18 protein-coding genes are annotated in these 16378 nt (G+C 68.3%); 5 read left to right on the forward strand and 13 right to left on the reverse strand.

Features of this window, described 5'->3' with window-relative positions; genetic code table 11:
• Positions 1 to 3: 3 nt before the first annotated feature.
• Complete coding sequence (locus AT701_RS25365) at positions 4 to 600, reverse strand: TetR/AcrR family transcriptional regulator (RefSeq protein WP_058126841.1); 597 nt, start codon at positions 598 to 600, stop codon at positions 4 to 6.
• 78 nt (positions 601 to 678) lie between these two features.
• On the opposite strand from AT701_RS25365, the gene AT701_RS25370 reads away from it, so the two are divergent.
• On the forward strand, positions 679 to 1716 hold the full coding sequence (locus AT701_RS25370; protein WP_058127725.1) for an aldo/keto reductase: 1038 nt from the start codon (positions 679 to 681) through the stop codon (positions 1714 to 1716).
• On the opposite strand, the gene AT701_RS25375 is transcribed toward AT701_RS25370, so the two are convergent.
• Both AT701_RS25375 and AT701_RS25380 read right to left on the reverse strand, forming a co-directional pair.
• Positions 1688 to 2209 (reverse strand): gamma carbonic anhydrase family protein, encoded by a 522-nt coding sequence (locus AT701_RS25375; protein WP_011730372.1) that lies wholly within the window; start codon positions 2207 to 2209, stop codon positions 1688 to 1690. The two genes, AT701_RS25370 and AT701_RS25375, sit on opposite strands and share 29 nt — an antisense overlap.
• Before the next feature lie 30 nt (positions 2210 to 2239).
• On the reverse strand, positions 2240 to 3202 hold the full coding sequence (locus tag AT701_RS25380) for a GlxA family transcriptional regulator (RefSeq protein ID WP_011730373.1): 963 nt from the start codon (positions 3200 to 3202) through the stop codon (positions 2240 to 2242).
• 82 nt (positions 3203 to 3284) lie between these two features.
• On the opposite strand from AT701_RS25380, the gene AT701_RS25385 reads away from it, so the two are divergent.
• Both AT701_RS25385 and AT701_RS25395 read left to right on the forward strand, forming a co-directional pair.
• A complete protein-coding gene (locus tag AT701_RS25385; protein ID WP_058127726.1) occupies positions 3285 to 4598 on the forward strand; it encodes an MFS transporter in 1314 nt (437 codons plus the stop codon).
• Between the two features lie 145 nt (positions 4599 to 4743).
• Positions 4744 to 5499 (forward strand): fasciclin domain-containing protein, encoded by a 756-nt coding sequence (locus AT701_RS25395; protein ID WP_003896598.1) that lies wholly within the window; start codon positions 4744 to 4746, stop codon positions 5497 to 5499.
• 77 nt (positions 5500 to 5576) lie between these two features.
• Here the strand turns inward: AT701_RS25395 and AT701_RS25400 are convergent, their stop codons facing one another.
• From AT701_RS25400 to AT701_RS25410, 3 genes are read right to left on the reverse strand one after another with little or no spacing between them, the layout of a single operon-like run.
• Positions 5577 to 6719 (reverse strand): acyl-CoA dehydrogenase family protein, encoded by a 1143-nt coding sequence (locus tag AT701_RS25400; protein WP_003896599.1) that lies wholly within the window; start codon positions 6717 to 6719, stop codon positions 5577 to 5579.
• A 5-nt stretch (positions 6720 to 6724) separates the two neighbouring features.
• On the reverse strand, positions 6725 to 7519 hold the full coding sequence (locus tag AT701_RS25405) for a crotonase/enoyl-CoA hydratase family protein (protein ID WP_011730375.1): 795 nt from the start codon (positions 7517 to 7519) through the stop codon (positions 6725 to 6727).
• The gene (locus tag AT701_RS25410) at positions 7516 to 8673 is read right to left on the reverse strand and encodes a thiolase family protein (protein WP_058126842.1); all 1158 of its coding nucleotides are present in this window, start codon (positions 8671 to 8673) and stop codon (positions 7516 to 7518) included. The genes AT701_RS25405 and AT701_RS25410 overlap by 4 nt, the downstream gene beginning before the upstream one ends.
• 191 nt (positions 8674 to 8864) lie before the next feature.
• Here AT701_RS25410 and AT701_RS25415 point away from each other — a divergent pair, with 191 nt between their 5' ends.
• On the forward strand, positions 8865 to 9656 hold the full coding sequence (locus AT701_RS25415; RefSeq protein WP_003896602.1) for a FadR/GntR family transcriptional regulator: 792 nt from the start codon (positions 8865 to 8867) through the stop codon (positions 9654 to 9656).
• Here AT701_RS25415 and AT701_RS25420 read toward each other — a convergent pair.
• The 4 genes from AT701_RS25420 to AT701_RS25435 are packed head-to-tail and all read right to left on the reverse strand — an operon-like array spanning position 9653 to position 13119.
• Positions 9653 to 10033 (reverse strand): hypothetical protein, encoded by a 381-nt coding sequence (locus AT701_RS25420; RefSeq protein ID WP_058126843.1) that lies wholly within the window; start codon positions 10031 to 10033, stop codon positions 9653 to 9655. The two genes, AT701_RS25415 and AT701_RS25420, sit on opposite strands and share 4 nt — an antisense overlap.
• Positions 10020 to 11774, reverse strand: a complete 1755-nt coding sequence (locus AT701_RS25425) for a DUF3556 domain-containing protein (RefSeq protein WP_011730378.1) — start codon at positions 11772 to 11774, stop codon at positions 10020 to 10022. Before AT701_RS25425 ends, AT701_RS25420 begins: the two co-directional genes overlap by 14 nt.
• A gap of 33 nt (positions 11775 to 11807) precedes the next feature.
• A complete protein-coding gene (locus AT701_RS25430) occupies positions 11808 to 12332 on the reverse strand; it encodes a DoxX family protein (RefSeq protein ID WP_058126844.1) in 525 nt (174 codons plus the stop codon).
• A gap of 22 nt (positions 12333 to 12354) precedes the next feature.
• Entirely contained in the window at positions 12355 to 13119 is a 765-nt protein-coding gene (locus AT701_RS25435) for an SDR family NAD(P)-dependent oxidoreductase (RefSeq protein ID WP_011730379.1), read from the reverse strand.
• A 24-nt stretch (positions 13120 to 13143) separates the two neighbouring features.
• Between AT701_RS25435 and AT701_RS25440 the strand changes: the two genes are divergently transcribed.
• Positions 13144 to 13746, forward strand: coding sequence for a TetR/AcrR family transcriptional regulator (locus AT701_RS25440; protein ID WP_058126845.1), 603 nt, complete (start codon positions 13144 to 13146; stop codon positions 13744 to 13746).
• Here the strand turns inward: AT701_RS25440 and AT701_RS25445 are convergent.
• The 3 genes from AT701_RS25445 to AT701_RS25455 are packed head-to-tail and all read right to left on the reverse strand — an operon-like array spanning position 13743 to position 16305.
• Positions 13743 to 15008: a WS/DGAT/MGAT family O-acyltransferase gene (locus tag AT701_RS25445; protein ID WP_058126846.1), complete on the reverse strand. Its 1266-nt coding sequence runs from the start codon at positions 15006 to 15008 to the stop codon at positions 13743 to 13745. The genes AT701_RS25440 and AT701_RS25445 overlap by 4 nt on opposite strands.
• 26 nt (positions 15009 to 15034) lie before the next feature.
• Complete coding sequence (locus AT701_RS25450) at positions 15035 to 15730, reverse strand: Rv1363c family protein (protein ID WP_058126847.1); 696 nt, start codon at positions 15728 to 15730, stop codon at positions 15035 to 15037.
• Positions 15727 to 16305: an Rv1363c family protein gene (locus tag AT701_RS25455; RefSeq protein ID WP_058126848.1), complete on the reverse strand. Its 579-nt coding sequence runs from the start codon at positions 16303 to 16305 to the stop codon at positions 15727 to 15729. Before AT701_RS25455 ends, AT701_RS25450 begins: the two co-directional genes overlap by 4 nt.
• Positions 16306 to 16378 lie beyond the last annotated feature (73 nt).

Raw genomic sequence — 16378 nt, forward strand, 5'->3', positions numbered from 1 at the left:
GTCCTATCCACGCGCCGTGTATACCCCCGCATCGATCGCGGCAACCGCCGCGTCCGCCGCACGGTCCGCGTCAGCGGTCGTGAGGCGCTTTGTGCTCGTGAGGAATTGGTAGTACAGCGGGGCCGACACCTGGCGAATTGCCGCCGCGGCGTCGGTTCCCGCCGGCGCCTCGCCGCGCGCTATGGCGTCGGTCACACACCCTGACCACTCCACGATGCGGCGCGCATAGAAGTCCTCGAGCGCCTCGGCTGTGCGCGGATCGCACGTGGCCGCGGCGATCATGGCCTTGAACAACCGGCCCTGCCGCGCGTCCGCGAGCGTGCGGCGCACCAACCGGGCATTGGCCTGCAGATCGCCGCGCAGTGATCCGGTGTCCGCACGGGGCAGCGACTGTTCGGCCATATCGGTCAGCAGGTCGGCGACGAGCGCCGGGACGGTCCCCCACCGGCGGTACACGGTTGACTTCCCCACGCCGGCCCGTTCGGCGACCACGGTGAGCTCAAGACCGTCGAACCCGGCCTCGATCAGCAGATCCTCTGCGGCCGAGAGCACCGCCCGCCGCACAGCGGCGGTGCGCCCGCCGGGTCGTTCACCAGCCACCCGCCCATCTTAATAGGAACTTCGTCCCGTTAGTGTTATCGTCCGTTATCGGGAATACAGTTTCGTTAAGGAGTGATGATGGAATACCGCAGAGTGGGCGATTCCGGCCTGGTGGTCTCCGAACTGAGTTTCGGCGCAGCCACTTTCGGAGGGTCGGGAGACTTCTTCGGCGCGTGGGGCGACACCGGTGTCGACGCCGCCAGGGCGATGGTGGACATGTGCCTCGACGCGGGCGTCACACTGTTCGACACCGCCGACGTCTACTCCGACGGCGCGTCGGAGGAGGTGCTCGGCGCGGCGCTACGCGGTCGCCGCGACCGCGTCCTCATCTCGACCAAGGCCGCTCTGCCCACCGCACCCGACGACTGGGGCACATCGCGGTCACGGCTGTTGCGCGCCGTGGACACCGCGCTGAGGCGACTGCAGACCGACCGCATCGACCTGTTCCAGTTGCACGCCTATGACGCTTACACCCCGATCGACGAGGTGCTGCACACCCTCGACACGCTGGTCGAACAGGGCAAGGTGCGCTACACCGGGGTGTCGAACTTCTCCGGTTGGCAACTGATGAAATCGCTTTCGCTGGCCGAGAGGCACGGCCGCACGAGATACGTTGCGCACCAGGTGTACTACTCGCTGATCGGCCGCGACTACGAGTGGGAGCTGATGCCGCTGGCGGCGGCCGAGGGCGTCGGCGCACTCGTGTGGAGCCCGCTGGGCTGGGGCAGGCTCACCGGGCGGATCCGGCGCGATACGCCGTTGCCGCAACGCAGCAGACTCCACGCGACCGCTGCCGCCGGGCCACCCGTCGACGAGGACCTGCTGTACGCCGTGGTCGACGAACTCGACGCCGTCGCGGCCGAAACCGGCCGCAGCGTCGCGCAGATCGCGCTGAACTGGCTGCTGCGCCGACCCACCGTGTCGTCGGTGATCATCGGCGCGCGCGACGAGCACCAACTGCGCGAAAACCTCGGCGCGGTCGGGTGGCGACTCGACGACGACCAGGTCGCACGCCTCGAGCGCGTCAGCTCACGCGAAGCGCCCTACCCGCACTTCCCCTACTACCGCCAGGACGGCTTCGCGCGGCTCAACCCGCCTGTCGGTGCAGATCGATGAGGTGCACGTAGGCCTTGGCGTTGAAGCGGTTGTGCTCGACCTCGTCGTCGCTCATCTCGCGTCGCACCTTGCCCGGCACGCCCGCCACGAGCGAACGCGGCGGCACCACCATGCCCTGCGGCACCACCGCACCCGCGGCCACCAGCGAACCGGCGCCGATCACGGCGCCGTTGAGCACCACCGCGCCCATGCCGATCAGGCTGTCGTCCTCGACGGTGCAGCCGTGCAGCACCACGTTGTGGCCGACCGTCACGCCGGTGCCGAGGCGGCACGGGAAGCCGGGGTCGACGTGCACGGTGACGCCGTCCTGGATGTTGCTGCCCTCACCGATCTCGATGGGCTCGGACTCGGCGCGCAACGTCGCGCCGTACCAGACGCTGGCGCGTGCGGCCAGCGAAACCTGGCCGATCACACTGGCATTGGGCGCCACGAACGATTCGGGATCGAGTTGCGGCGCATGGCCGAGGATGGGGATGATCAGCGGCTCCGGCATGCGGGCAATGGTAGACACCCGACGCGGCGGTCAGGTGCCCTGGTAGACCTTGCGGTAACTCGACGGCGACATCCCGAGCCCGCGGCGCAGATGGTGGCGCAGGTTGCCCGCGGTGCCCAGTCCCGAGAGCCGGGCCACCTCGTCGATCGGAAGGTCGTGGGACTCCAGCAGTTCCCGCGCGTAGTCGATGCGCCGGTTGCGGATCCACGTCCCGGGTGACTGCCCGGTCTCCTCGGCGAACCTGCGGCTGAACGTGCGGGCGCTCATGTGCGCGTGGCGGGCGAGTCGCTCGACGGTGAGTTCCTCGTGCAGCCGGTCGAGCGCCCATTCACGCGTCCCGGCCGTGGATGTGGTGGCCTGCTCGGGCTCAGGGAGTCTGCGGTCGATGAACTGCGCCTGCCCGCCCTCACGCCATGGCGGCACGACGCAGTAGCGCGCCACCGCGTTGGCCACCCCGGCACCGTGATCGGTCCGGATGATGTGCAGGCACAGGTCGATTCCCGCCGCGAGCCCCGCCGAGGTGAGCAGATCCCCGTCGTCGACGAACAGCACGTTCTCGTCGACCGCGATCTTCGGATGAAGGCGCCGCAGCTCATCGGCCCAGCGCCAGTGCGTGGTGGCCGGCCTGCCGTCGAGCAGGCCCGCGGCCGCGAGCACGAACGCTCCGGTGCAGATCGAGACCAGCCGGGTACCCGCGGGAATCCTCGCCAGCGCGGCCGACACGTCCTCCTCGAGCACGCCGTCCTGCCGGGCGGCCGCATAAGTGGTGCCGGGCACGACGACGGTGTCCGCGCTCGCGAGCGCCTCGGGGCCTGCGGCGGGGACGATCGCGAACCCGTTGGTGGAGTGCACGGGTTCGCCGTCGACGCCGCACGTCACGACCTCGTACAGGGGGTTGCCGTCGGCGTCGGTCGCGTAGCCGAACAGCATCGGCGCGATGGTCGCGTCGAAGGCGATCACCGGAGGGATGAGGAGGACGGCGACGCGGTGCACGTCGGCAGTATGGCATGTTTTTGACGAATGATGGCGTTCATGCCACTTGGCCCGGGCGGGCACGGTCGGTCAAGGTGATCGGGTGAGCACGGACATCGGCCGAACCGCCGGACAGAAAGCCCAACGCATCCACTGGGCGTGGGTGGTCGCGGCGGTGAGTTTCGTGGCGATCCTGGGCGCTGCCGGCTTCCGGTCCATCCCCGGCGTGATGATGAACCCTCTGCATCACGAGTTCGGGTGGACGCACGGCACCGTCGGGCTCGCGATGTCGGTCAACATGATGTTGTACGGCCTCACCGCGCCGTTCGCCGCGGCGCTCATGGACCGCTTCGGCGTCCGGCCCGTGCTGACCGTGTCGCTGTTGCTGATCACCACCGGCTCGGCGCTGAGCATCACCATGACCGCCAGCTGGCAGCTGGTGCTGCTGTGGGGCGTGCTGGTGGGTATCGGCACCGGATCGATCTCGATGGGGTTCGTCGCGACGATCGCGACGCGCTGGTTCGAGCAGCGCCGCGGCCTGGTCACGGGTGTGCTCACGGCCGCGAGCGCGACCGGGCAGCTCATCTTCCTGCCGATCGTGGCCGCGGTGACCACGCACCACGGCTGGCGCTGGGCCTCGCTCATCGTCGCGGCGGCCGCGCTGGCCGTCGTCCCGCTCGTCGCGGTGTTCATGCGCAACTACCCCGCCGACAAGGGCCTGGCGCCCTACGGCGCCGGGGAGGCCCAGGCAGCCGCACCGGTGGTGCCCGCGAGCAGCTTCGCGGCCGCGTTCGACGGGCTGCGCCTCGGGGCGCGCTCACGCGCCTTCTGGCTGCTGGCGGCGAGCTTCGCGATCTGCGGTATGACCACCAACGGCCTGATCGCGACGCACTTCATCCCCGCGGCCAACGACCACGGCATGCCGACGACCGTCGCCGCGGGCCTGCTCGCCACGATCGGCATCCTCGACGTCGCGGGCACGGTGTTCTCGGGTTGGCTCACCGACCGCGTCGATCCGCGCGTGCTGTTGCTCGTCTACTACGCCGGCCGCGGGGTCTCCCTGCTGTTGTTGCCGTCACTTCTTTCGCCGCAGGCCGAACCGAGCACATGGGTGTTCGTGGTGTTCTACGGGCTGGACTGGGTGGCCACAGTCCCGCCGACCATCGTGCTGTGCCGGGATTTCTTCGGCACGCGCTCGCCCGTGGTGTTCGGCTGGGTGTTCGCATCGCACCAGGTGGGCGCCGCTATTGCGGCCGCGGGCGCGGGCTGGCTGCGCGACCTCAACGGTAACTACGACATGGCCTTCTACCTGGCGGCCGGGCTGTGCTTCATCGCCGCGGTGTTCTCTGCCTCCATCGGGAAATCGCAGGTCAGCAGTGAAGAAGCGGACTCGGTAGAGACGTCTGCTTTGCCGTAACCGTTACGAAGCCTTTACGATCCGATGCGGCGCCGCGGGGAACGCCGAAGCATTTGCGCTTGCGGGTGCTCGCGTTCCGACCGATTCGGCGCGCGTCACCGGCAACCGAACGAACTGGCCGGCCTGAGCGGGAGGAAAACCCAGCATGCACACGCGTACCAAGACATTGGGGGCTGCCGCGGCAATCGCCGCGATCGCCACGTCTCTGCCACTGGCAGTCACGGCTTACGCCGAGCCGGAGACCACCACCGAGGCAGAGCCGACGGTCGAGATCCCCGATCCGCAGGGACCCGGCTGCGACGACTTCAAGAAGGCCGTGCCGTCCTGGAAGGCGCTCAACGACGTGCCGGTCAGCCAGGCCCTCGCCGCCATCCCCGAGATCAGCACGTTCAACGCCGCGGTGTCGGGTGGCCTGAACCCCGCGGTCAACATCGACCCGGTGCTCGACAACGGCCCGTACGTGGTGTTCGCGCCCACCAACGAGGCGTTCGCGAAGCTCGCCCCGGGCCAGCTGGACGCGATCGCCGCCGATCCGGCCGCGCTGACGAGCCTCGACTACTACCACGCGTTCCTCGGCCTGCTCGGCAACGATGACGTCAAGGGACAGCGCCCCACCCAGCAGGGCGCCGAGATCAAGGTGACCGGCAAGGGCGGCGACATCGAGGTCAACGACACCGCCAAGCTCGTCTGTGGCGCGATCCACGCCCAGAACGCCCGCATCTACCTGATCGACACCGTGCTGGACCCGAACAACCCGCCGGAGGCGCTGACCCCTACGGTGTCGGGTACCTCCACCACGCCGACGACCACCACGGAGACCACCGAGCCGGCGCCCGCCGAGGCCCCGGAGTCGGCGGAGACCCCCGAGGCGATGCCCGCGGCCGACGCCCCGATCGGCTGATCTTTCTTCTGCAGCAACAGAACTGCCCCTTTTCCGAGCGGAAAAGGGGCAGTTCTGTATTTGGTCGCGGCCAGACGCTAGACACCCAGGTCGCGGCCGATGATCTCCTTCATGATCTCGGTGGTGCCACCGAAGATCGTCTGGATGCGTCCGTCGACGTAGGCGCGGGCCACGCGGTACTCCATCATGTAGCCGTAACCGCCGTGCAACTGCACGCAGTTGTCGACGATCTTCTTGGCGGTCTCGGTCGCCCACCACTTGGCCTTGGCGGCCTCGACCGCGGTGAGCTCACCGTCGACGACACCCTGCAGGCAGCGGTCGATGTAGTTCTCGGTGACCTCGAGCTCGGTCTCCATCTCGGCGAGCAGGAACCGGTTGTGCTGGAAGCTGCCGATCGGCTGGCCGAAGGCCTTGCGGTCCTTGCAGTACTGCAGCGTCTCGTCGAACACCGCGCGCGCACCGGCGATGGCCGAGATGGCGATCGAGAGGCGCTCCGACGGCAGGTTGGTCATCAGGTGGTAGAACCCGCGACCTTCCTTGCCCAGCAGGTTGGCATGCGGCACACGGACATTCTCGAAGTGCAGCTCCGAGGTGTCCTGGCTGTGCAGGCCCATCTTGTCGAGCTTGCGACCGCGGGTGAAGCCCTCCATGCCCCGCTCGACCACGAACAGCGAGAAGCCCTTGTGGCCGGCCTCGGGATCGGTGCGGGCCACCACGACGCACAGGTCGCAGTTGATGCCCGACGAGATGAACGTCTTGGAGCCGTTGATGATCCAGTCGTCACCGTCGCGCACCGCCGAGGTGCGGATGCCCGCCAGGTCGCTGCCCGCGCCGGGCTCGGTCATCGCGATCGCGATGATGAGCTCGCCGCTGGTGATGCCGGGCAGCCAGCGCCGCCGCTGCTCGTCGTTGGCCAGTTCCTTGAAGTACGGGCCCACGACGTCGTTGTGCAGGCTCAGCGCCGGACCGTGCACACCGGACTTGGCGATCTCCTCGTCGATGATCGCGTTGAACCGGAAGTCGTCGGACCCGCCGCCGCCGAACTCCTCGGGCATGTTGAACCCGATGAGGCCGTACTTACCGGCCGCCGTGTACGCGGACCGGTCGACGATGCGCTCGGCCTCCCACTTCTCGGAGTGCGGGACGAGCTCACGCTCGATGTACTCCTTGACGGTCTGGCGGAACGCCTCGTGCTCTTCGTTGTAGATGAGTCGCTTCACTTGCGTTACTTGGCCTTCCAAACGGGCTGGCGCTTCTGCGCGAAAGCCAGCGGACCTTCCATGGCATCTTCGGTTTTCAGCAGCGTGACGAACTCGCGGTTCGTGCGCTTCCACGACGGCTGCTCGGCGGGCACCGTGCCCTCCTCGGCGCCGTAGGCGACGCGCTTGCTGGCCTGCACGGCCAGCGGTGCGTTGCACGTGATGCGTTCCGCGAGAGCCAGAGCCGCGTCGACGACGGTGCCGTCGGGCACCACCTGGTTGATCAGGCCCCACTTCAGCGCGTCGGCGGCGCTGATCGGGTCACCGGTGTACACCAACTCCAGCGCCACCTTGCGCGGCAGCTGCTCGATGATGCGGAAAACGCCTCCGGCACCGGCGATCAGGCCACGCTTGACCTCGGGCAGACCGAACATCGCACGCTCCTCGGCGACCACCAGATCACTGGCCAGCGCCAGTTCGGTGCCGCCACCGAGAGCGGTGCCGTTGACCGCGGCGATGGTCGGCTTGTCGATGAAATGGCTGACGTAGCCTGCGAATCCGTACTCGGGATGCTCGGGGTGGAAGAGGTTCTCCCCACGCGAGATCGCCTTGAGGTCCGCACCGGCGCAGAACGACTTGTCACCCGCACCGGTGAGGACCACTGCGCGAACCTCGGGGTCGTTCTGCGCTTCGGCCAGCGCGTCGCCGACGGCCTGGCTCACCGACGAGTTGATGGCGTTGCGCGCCTCGGGCCGGTTGATGGTGATGAGCAGGACATTGCCTCTGCGCTCGGTGAGAGCGCCCGGCGCGGTTTCGGTCACAGAAGCTCCAGGATGGTCGCGTTGGCCTGGCCGCCACCCTCGCACATGGTCTGCAGGCCGTACTGAATGTTGTTGTCGCGCATGTGGTACAGCAGCGTCGTCAGGATGCGCGCACCCGAACCGCCGAGCGGGTGACCCAGGGCGATGGCGCCGCCGTTGGGGTTCAGCTTCTTCTCGTCGGCACCGATGTCCTTGAGCCAGGCCATCGGAACGGGCGCGAACGCCTCGTTGACCTCGAACGCACCGATCTGGTCGAGGCTCAGGCCCGACTTCTTCAGCGCCTTCTGCGTGGCGGGGATCGGCGCGGTCAGCATGATGACCGGATCGGCGCCCGCGAGAACCGCGGTGTGCACCTTGGCGATCGGCTTGAGACCGAGCTCCTTGGCCTTCTCGGCCGAGGTGATCAGCAGGGCGGCCGAACCGTCGGAGATCTGGCTGGAGTTACCGGCGTGGATCACGCCGTCCTCCTTGAAGGCGGGCTTGATGCCGGCCATCGCCTCGATGGTGCCGCCGCGGCGGATGCCGCCGTCCTCGAGCACGACGGTGTCGTTGCCGTCGGCGTCCTTGGTCTTGATGCCCACGATCTGGTCGGAGAACGCGCCCGAATCCTGGGCCGCGGCGGCCTTCTCGTGCGAGCGCAGCGAGAACTCGTCGAGCTGGGTGCGGCTGAAGCCCCACTGCTCGGCGATCATCTCGGCGCCGATGCCCTGGTTCGGGGTCTTGTCGTAGCGCGCCTTGAACGACTCGCCGTAGGGGTTGCCGCCGTTGGCCAGCGACGAGCCCATCGGGGTGCGCGACATCGACTCGACACCACCGGCGACGACGACGTCGTAGTGACCCGCGACGACACCGGCGACGGCGAAGTGCAGCGACTGCTGGCTGGAGCCGCACTGGCGGTCCACGGTGACACCCGGGACCGTCTCGGGCCAGCCGGCGCTCAGCACCGCGGTGCGCGCGATGTCGAGGGCCTGTTCACCGGCCTGCATGACGCAGCCCCAGATGACGTCGTCGACCAGTGCCGGATCGACCCCCGCGCGCTCCACCAGGCCGTTGAGGACCTGGGCGGACAGCTCGGCGGGGTGGATTCCCGACAACGCGCCGTTGCGCTTGCCGACAGGCGAGCGGACGGCCTCGACGATGACGGCTTCAGCCATGACTTCTCCTTCGAAGATGGGTAGCTGTAACCCGAATGGGCGCTGTGGTCGAAACTAGACGAGTAGGTTTACTAGGTCAACCTACTGGTTGGTCGAGTTCGCTGGGAACTCCGCCACGCCGATAGATGGTTTACTGAGTTGTATAGCTGGCCTGCCCGGCCACGTCGAGTATCACCTGCAGGGAGTTAGTTGTGGCCGGATCCACACCGCTGGCGCCGATGATCGGGCCTGATGCGATAACGCCTCGGGCCGCCGTCCGGTCACCCAAGACCGCTGAACTCGTCGCGGGCACTCTACGCCGCATGGTGGTGGAGGGTCAGCTCAAGGACGGCGACTTCCTCCCCAACGAGGCCGAGCTCATGAGCCATTTCGGCGTGAGCCGCCCGACGCTGCGCGAGGCCGTGCGCGTCCTGGAGTCGGAGCGCCTGGTCGAGGTGCGCCGCGGGTCGCGCACGGGAGCCCGCGTGCGGGTACCCGGCCCGGAGATCGTCGCGCGCCCCGCGGGTCTGCTGCTCGAACTGTCCGGGGCCGACATCGCCGACCTGCTCGTCGCCCGCTCGGCGATCGAACCGATGGCCGCGCGCCTGCTCGCCGAGAACGGCACCGAGGAGCAGTTCGCCGAACTCGACCGCATGCTCGAAGAGCACATTCCCAGCGACTGGCAGTCCGACCGGCTGGCCGAGACCACGGGCGACTTCCACCGCCGCGTCGTGGAACTGTCGGGCAACGCCACCCTCGGCATCATTGCCGGCATGCTGCACGAGATCACGGTGCGCCATCACCAGTTCCTGTTCCGCGAGCACCGGCCGGTCTCCAAGTCCGACTACGACAAGCTCATGCGGTCCTACCGCAAGCTCATGCAGATCATGCGCTCGGGTGACGGCGATGCCGCCGAGGCCCACTGGCGCACGCACCTCGACACCGCCCGGGCCCTGATGTTGCAGGGGTTGGAGTCGGTGAAGGTGCGGGATGTGATGGGCTAGTCGGGCCAGACCGCGAGGCGCGCGTCGGTGTCGCGCCACCCGTCGGAGGTCTTCCACCGCATGGGCAGCAGGCGGTAGCGCCAGCTGCCCGGCGGGCCGTCGGCGCCGACGTGGTCGACCGACAGCGAGATGAGGTCGGGGGCAAGGTGTTTGGCGTGGGTCTCCAGGTACACACCGGCCTCGTCGTCCAGGTCGGACATCAACTCGCCGTAGAGCAGTCGCGGGCCGGGCGCCCGGTACGCGAGCACGCATCTCTCCCGCTGCGGGCAGTGGTGGGCGCGCACGGCCACGTGACACCCCGTGTCCACGCTGCCCAGGTCGCTCATCAGCCGCCCGGAGCCGTCCAGCCACACCGCAACGGGCTCAGGCGTGTTCACGTCGTTCGCCGGAGAGACTGTGCACGCCGTGGACCGGCACGTCGTCGTCCCACGGTTGCCGTGTCACCATGTCGGCGACCTTGACGTAGCCGCGCTCGAACTCGCCCGTGGCCGCGTCGACCAGGCGGTAGTTCTGGGTCTGGCGCTGGATCGGCTGGGCATCGAGCATGACGATCCGCACCTCACCGGGTTCGAAGTGGCACCGTTTCTGCAGTGCGTCGACGAGTTGTTCGTTGCTCATGTGCCCGTCGCCGAAGTTCCAGCCGATCGCGGTCGAGACGATCCGCTCGCCGTCGGTCAGCACGTACTCGCCCTCGTCGTGGCCCGCCATCGCGCGGTGCGCGAGCGTGAACAGCGCGCGGCCGTGAGAGTTGAACCCGCGGAACGCATATCCCATGTACAGATACATCTGGGCAGTCTCGGGGCTGCCGTAGTACCGCTCCATCTGCGCCGCGGGCATGCTGGCGATCGCGACGATGTTCTTCTCGATCTTCTCCGCGGCCGACGGCTTGACGCACCACAGCGAGGTGTCCCAGTTGCCGGCGTAGTAGCGCATGCCGGGCAGGAACGAGATCTTGCGCGGGAAGAGGTTTCCCAGCGTCACCGTGGTGACCAGCACCGCCAACAGCAGCAGCGGCAGCGGCGTGCTCAGGTCGGTGATGCCGACGTCGGCGTGCCCGACGAACAACGTTGCCACGCAGAAGATCATGAACACGTTCCACTCCAGCGGCACGCCCATGGGGATGGCACTGAGGATGCCGAAGTGGAAGCAGATCATCACGGTCGCCGCGAGCGCGGTGGGCCATCCGCCGTGGGAGAAGAACAGCGCCAGCGGCACCAGCATCTCGATCGCGGTGCTGACGTGCGCGAGCCAGCGCGAGGGGCGGCCGGGCCGTAGATCATCCGGGAAGTGTTCGAAGAACTTGCGTTTGATGAACCGTGGCCGCAGCACCGGGTTGTTGCTCATCATCGTCGAGATGACGAACGGGAAGTGTTTGTTGAGCTTGGAGGTGGCCGCGCCCAGCCAGATCACCATGCACACCAGCTTGGCGGCCAGGATCGCGTCGACGCCGTGACCGGCGAACAGGAACGCGACCGTGAACGACGCGTACACCTCGCCGCGCGCGGCCAGGAAGATGACCTTGTCGCGCAGACCGAGCACCGCGAGAAGCACCAGCACCGCGGCGATCTGCCACATCGGCAGCACGCCGATCTCGGTGCCGAGTGCGGGCAGCGGCCCCGTACCGTCGGAGAAGATCGCGATCAGCAGCACCACGAGCAGCGCGCCGTACAGCACCGCGTCGAACACCGTGCGGGTGTCACCCTTGGTCAGCGGCACGCGGTCGGGCCACGGGGGCAGGCGAATGGTCTTCGGCCGCAACCAGTACAGGATCGACCCCATCGGCGGGAAAAACCGGTTGTTGAGCGGGCCGAAGCCGCAGCCTAGTCCCACGACCTCGTACAGCATGGTGTAGAGCACGACCTTCTCGAACACGATCGGTTCGGTCCACCAGTCGGCGACCGCGGTGAAACCGTCGATGCCGCGCGTGCTCAGCACCACGAGCCACGCGCCCAGGACGTACAGGCAGATCTTCACGACGTAGAACAGATGCAGCGCGACCGGGGTGCCGAACCCGACCTCGGCCCAGTGGCGGGCCATCGGCCGGATCTTCTCGGCGCGAGTGCCCTTGCTCCACTCCTCGAAGTCGACTTGCGGAGCGGTCTGCTTGAGAAAGCCCATGCGGGCCAGATTAGAACGTGTTCTAGTCGCCTGTCAGCCGGTCTCGGCCGGTGGGCGGTAGAAGATCGCCAACTGGCCGATTCCGCCGGCCAGACCGAGTACCACCGCGATCGCGAGCCCCCACCAGCCGTACAGGTAGTCGTAGAAACCGGTGCCGGAGAACAGCAGGTGATCCAGGCTGAAGCGGCCCGCCCCGGTCCCGGCGATCGCGATCGCGGCGACCGCGAGGATCAGGTTGTACTCCCAGCCCTCCTTGACGATGAAGAAGCCGTTGGCCCGGTGCACGGTCCACGCCGCGACGAGCATCAGCGCGACGAAACCCGCCGCGGGAATCGGCGTCAGCAGGCCCACCGCCAGACCGAGGCCTGCGGCGATCTCGGTGGTGGCCGCCACGCGGGCGTGGAACATACCGGGCTTCATGCCGATGCTGTCGAACCAGCCCGCGGTGCCGGGGATGCGGCCGCCGCCGAAGAACTTGTTGTAGCCGTGAGCTGCCATGGTGAGGCCGAGAACCACGCGCAGGATCAGGATCGCAGTGTCGAACGCACTTTCCGCCATGTGACGAAATCTAAGCCATCTGTCACGCGGCTGCCCACCCCCCGTCCACACTGAGGATGGCACCGTGGATGTTGGCGGCCTCGTCACCGGCCAGGAACACCACCGCGGCGGCAACTTCCTCGGGCGTGCTCATCCGCCGCGACGGTATGCGGGCGAGCACCCCGGACACATGGTCGGCAGCCTCCAGCACCCGCTCGGTGGCGATCGGTCCCGGCGCCACCGCGTTCACGCGCACGCCCTGCGGGCCGTATTCGACCGCCCACGATTTGGTCAGCGAGTGCACAGCGGCCTTCGTCGACGAATACAGCGCCGCCCTGTCGCCCCCGATGAAGCCCGTGATCGATCCGACGTTGACCACGGCACCATGGCCGCGTTCGGCCATCGCGGGCGCCAGCGCACCGGTGAGCAGGAACGGGGCGATGACGTTGGTGCGGAAGGACGCAAGCAGATCCGGCTCCGAGACCGCGGACGTGGCCTCGGGCATGCCCCACAACCCGGCGTTGTTCACCAGGATGTCGATGTGCCCACCGGCCACCTCGACGGCCCGCCGGGCAAGCCGGCGAACCTCGTCCTCGCCGGCCGCCAGGTCGGCGGCGACGAGATCGACCCGCCCGCCCGCGCTGCGGATGCCGGCGACGACGGCGTCGCCACGCGCGGCGTCGCGGCCGGTGATGACGACGTGCGCGCCGTTGGCTGCCAGCGACGATGCGATGGCGACCCCGAGGCCGCCGGTTGCCCCTGTGACCAGGGCGGTGCGGCCTTCCAGCCGCGTGCTGTGGTTGTTCATGCGTCCAGGTGTACTGTTCAAAAAATGGACCAGCAAGTCCAAAAACTCACCCCCAAGGGGGCAGCGACCCGGCGGCGCATCATCGAGGGCGCCGCAGCCGAGATCCACAGCCGCGGCGTCGCCGACACCACGCTCGACGACATCCGTGCCCGCACGGGAACGTCCAAGAGCCAGCTCTTCCACTACTTTCCGGGCGGCAAGGATCAGCTGATGCTCGCCGTGGCCGAGCACGAGGCACAACAGGTCCTCGCTGACCAACAGCCCTACCTGGGCGATCTGACGTCATGGACGTCGTGGCGGCGCTGGCGCGACGCCGTCGTCGACCGTTACCGCCGCCAGGGACAGCACTGTCCGCTCAGCACGCTGATGTCAGAGCTGGGCCGCAGCACCCCCGGCGCGCAGGCCGTCTCGAGAGCCCTGCTGCGCCAATGGCACGACGAGATCACCACAGGCATCCGGCACATGCAGGGGCACGGCGAGATCACCGCGGACCTGGACGCCGAGCGTATGGCCGCCGCGCTGCTGGCCGGCATCCAGGGTGGCGTGAACGTCATGCTGGTGACGGGCGACCTGAGCTACCTGGAGGCCGCGCTGGACTCCGGTATCGCTGCGCTGCAACGGGGTTAACCGTCGAGCGCCTTGGCCAACCGCTCGACATACGCCGCCAGGGCGTCCTCGCCGCCGATCGCGGATGCGGCGGTGTGCACGCTCACCGCGACCGTGTCGCCGATGCCGTGCACGCCGTGTGTCAGGCCCATCATGGGCGACAACGCCGGGTAGCCTGCCGTCACCGCCACCCTGGCCGAACCGAAGCGCAAATCCGCCGCGCCACGGTTGACGCTGGACACCACGGTGTTGCCGGTCGCCACGGGCGAACGCAGCGTCGGGTCGAATTGTGCGACGCCCCAACGCAACAGCGGGGCCGGTGTCGCGGCGAACGCCCGACTGGCCGCGATCATCGCCGGATGCGCGGCACGGACGCGGCGCTGCGCGAAGTCCTCCACGATGTGTTCGATGCGCTCGACATGCCCCAGGTCGGGATACAGGCCGATACCGACGTTGCCGAAGTGGTTGCGGGCCCGTCGTGGACCGGCTTTCGCCATCGGGACCTCCGCGCCCAGGTAGGCCGGGTCGTCGCCCAGTTCGCGCAGGTGGGCACTGAGCGCGGTCGAGATCGCGCTCAGGACACCGACCGTGACGGTCGGGCCGGAGATCTGGTCCCGGGTTCGCACGATCGTGCGTATCCAACGGTGCCCGTCGGGTGCGGAGTTGCTGCGAAGTACGGGACGCGCGGGTGCCTGCGGCGGCACCTCGCCCCATGCCTCGTCGGCGACGAGTCTCCGGTGCGCACGCGCGGCCCGCACCGCACGCACCGGCAGCGCCGCCGTCGGGAACCTGCTGGCCGGGATCGGGTCCAGGATTGTCTCGCGTCCGAACAGCCTGGCGGCCAACGCCGACGAGCGGATCCCGTCGGCCAGGGCGTGCGCGATCTGCAGCACAACCACGACACCGGTGTTGTCGTTGCGCGGCATGTCGCGCACGTGCGGGTAGACATGCAGCCGCCACGTGGCGGTGGTCGCGTCGAGTTGATCGTCGGCCAGCGCGCTGATCGCGTCGAGACATTCGTTCCACGTCGGCGCACCGAGATCGTGGACGACGAACTGACCGTCGGTGACCGGGCCCGGCACCCACGCCGGATACACCAGCCTGACGCCGTCACTGATCCGCAACGCGAGATCGGGGCAGCGTCGCGCGCGGGCCCGTACCTCGTCGAGCGCCGCGTCCAGATCACCTGTGTCGCCGTCGAATCCGTACAGCAGGAACTGGTCGTTCGGAAGCTTCGCCGACATCCACCAGGTCTGCGCGTCCACGGCCGCCAAGCGGGCCACGCGTCACACTCCCCCGGCCGGGCCGGTCACGGTTTCACCGGTTCGAACTCCGACATCAACCACTGCCCGTCCTCGCGCACCATCGTCGCGCGAACGGTCGACGTGGTCTTCTGCGGCGCCTGATCTCCCACGGCCACCAGTTGATTGACGAACAGCACCAGTTCGACGCGGTCCGGCGACGCCGATGCGACGCCGATCGCGGGCACGTCGGCGTTCGCGGTGACGCGCTGCGTGGTCGCGACCGGGATGACCCGGGTGTTGACCAGCGTGGTGTAACTGTCGCGGAAGTTGCCGGTGAGCCGGTTCAGCGCCTCGTTGAGATGCGCTTCGACGGTGTCCGGCTCGTACGACAGCATCTCGACGGTGATGTCCTTGGCGGCCTGCACCGATTCGGTTCTTGCCGTGTCACTTTCGGCGTTCCAGGCGATCTGCCACTTCAGGAACGCCGACCCCGCGGCCAAGAGCAGCGCGACGGCCGGGATCACGGCGAACACCAGCACGCGCGACCACGCGATGGTGCGCGCGGGTTCGGGGTCCGGCTCGGGTGACTCTTCGGTGGTCTCTTCGGCCTCCGGCGTCACGTCATCGCTCGAGGTGGCATCCTCGGCGGGCTCGGTGAGCCCAGCCTCTTCGGTGGCCTCGACGGTCTGCTCGGCGGTCTCTTCTTCGGGGCGCTCCTTCTCGGCCTGCGTGAACGCCCGGAAACTGTGCCTACCGCTCATTCGATGAACTCCACATCGGAAACCTTTGCCTGCCCGGCGTTCTCCTCGACGGTCAGCCGCATGCGCCAGAACTGGGGCGCCTGCTCCGGCACACCCGCGTTGGTCGACTTCACCGTCACCGAGACCAGCACCTTGGCCGTGTTGTCGTCGACGGACTCCAGCGCCGAACTGGTGATGGTGCCCTCGGATTTCGACTGCACCTGCTTGACGACCTCGAGATAGGACTCGGCGCGCTTCTGGAAGTCGTCGAAGAACGTCCCGCTCGCGGAGTCCAGCACGCGTTGCACATCGGCGTCGGCGGTCTCCCAGCCCACGTTGGTCAGTGCCGTCGCGGCCTGGCGACCGGCCTGCAGGAACGCCTCGCGCTGCTGCTCGACGCCGTAGGACTGATAGGCACGGTAGCCGAGCCACCCGGTCAGCACCGCGAGCACCACGACCACCGCGATCCCCACCCGCGCACCCAGCGCGACCCGCGACAGCGGCTCTTTGACCTCCGGGGTCCCGTCCTCGGGGGCCTCCTCGGCCTCTTCGGCGTCAGTCGACTCGACGGCGTCAGGGCTGTCGTCGTCTGCCATACCTCTGCTCCTCGGCTGCTGCACCTGCACTACATGTCGCACGCCTGGTGTAAACGAGCGCGCGGTCCAACGT

This window comes from Mycolicibacterium smegmatis, from assembly GCF_001457595.1.
GTDB classification, from domain to species: Bacteria; Actinomycetota; Actinomycetes; order Mycobacteriales; family Mycobacteriaceae; genus Mycobacterium; species Mycobacterium smegmatis.

Bases quoted from the DNA above. Each gene is read 5' to 3' on its own strand.
- AT701_RS25370 (WP_058127725.1), top strand. From the start codon at position 679: ATGGAATACCGCAGAGTGGGCGATTCCGGCCTGGTGGTCTCCGAACTG.
- AT701_RS25375 (WP_011730372.1), bottom strand. From the start codon at position 2,209: ATGCCGGAGCCGCTGATCATCCCCATCCTCGGCCATGCGCCGCAACTC.
- AT701_RS25395 (WP_003896598.1), top strand. From the start codon at position 4,744: ATGCACACGCGTACCAAGACATTGGGGGCTGCCGCGGCAATCGCCGCG.
- AT701_RS25410 (WP_058126842.1), bottom strand. From the start codon at position 8,673: ATGGCTGAAGCCGTCATCGTCGAGGCCGTCCGCTCGCCTGTCGGCAAG.
- AT701_RS25425 (WP_011730378.1), bottom strand. From the start codon at position 11,774: ATGGGCTTTCTCAAGCAGACCGCTCCGCAAGTCGACTTCGAGGAGTGG.
- AT701_RS25430 (WP_058126844.1), bottom strand. From the start codon at position 12,332: ATGGCGGAAAGTGCGTTCGACACTGCGATCCTGATCCTGCGCGTGGTT.
- AT701_RS25435 (WP_011730379.1), bottom strand. From the start codon at position 13,119: ATGAACAACCACAGCACGCGGCTGGAAGGCCGCACCGCCCTGGTCACA.
- AT701_RS25440 (WP_058126845.1), top strand. From the start codon at position 13,144: ATGGACCAGCAAGTCCAAAAACTCACCCCCAAGGGGGCAGCGACCCGG.
- AT701_RS25450 (WP_058126847.1), bottom strand. From the start codon at position 15,730: ATGAGCGGTAGGCACAGTTTCCGGGCGTTCACGCAGGCCGAGAAGGAG.
- AT701_RS25455 (WP_058126848.1), bottom strand. From the start codon at position 16,305: ATGGCAGACGACGACAGCCCTGACGCCGTCGAGTCGACTGACGCCGAA.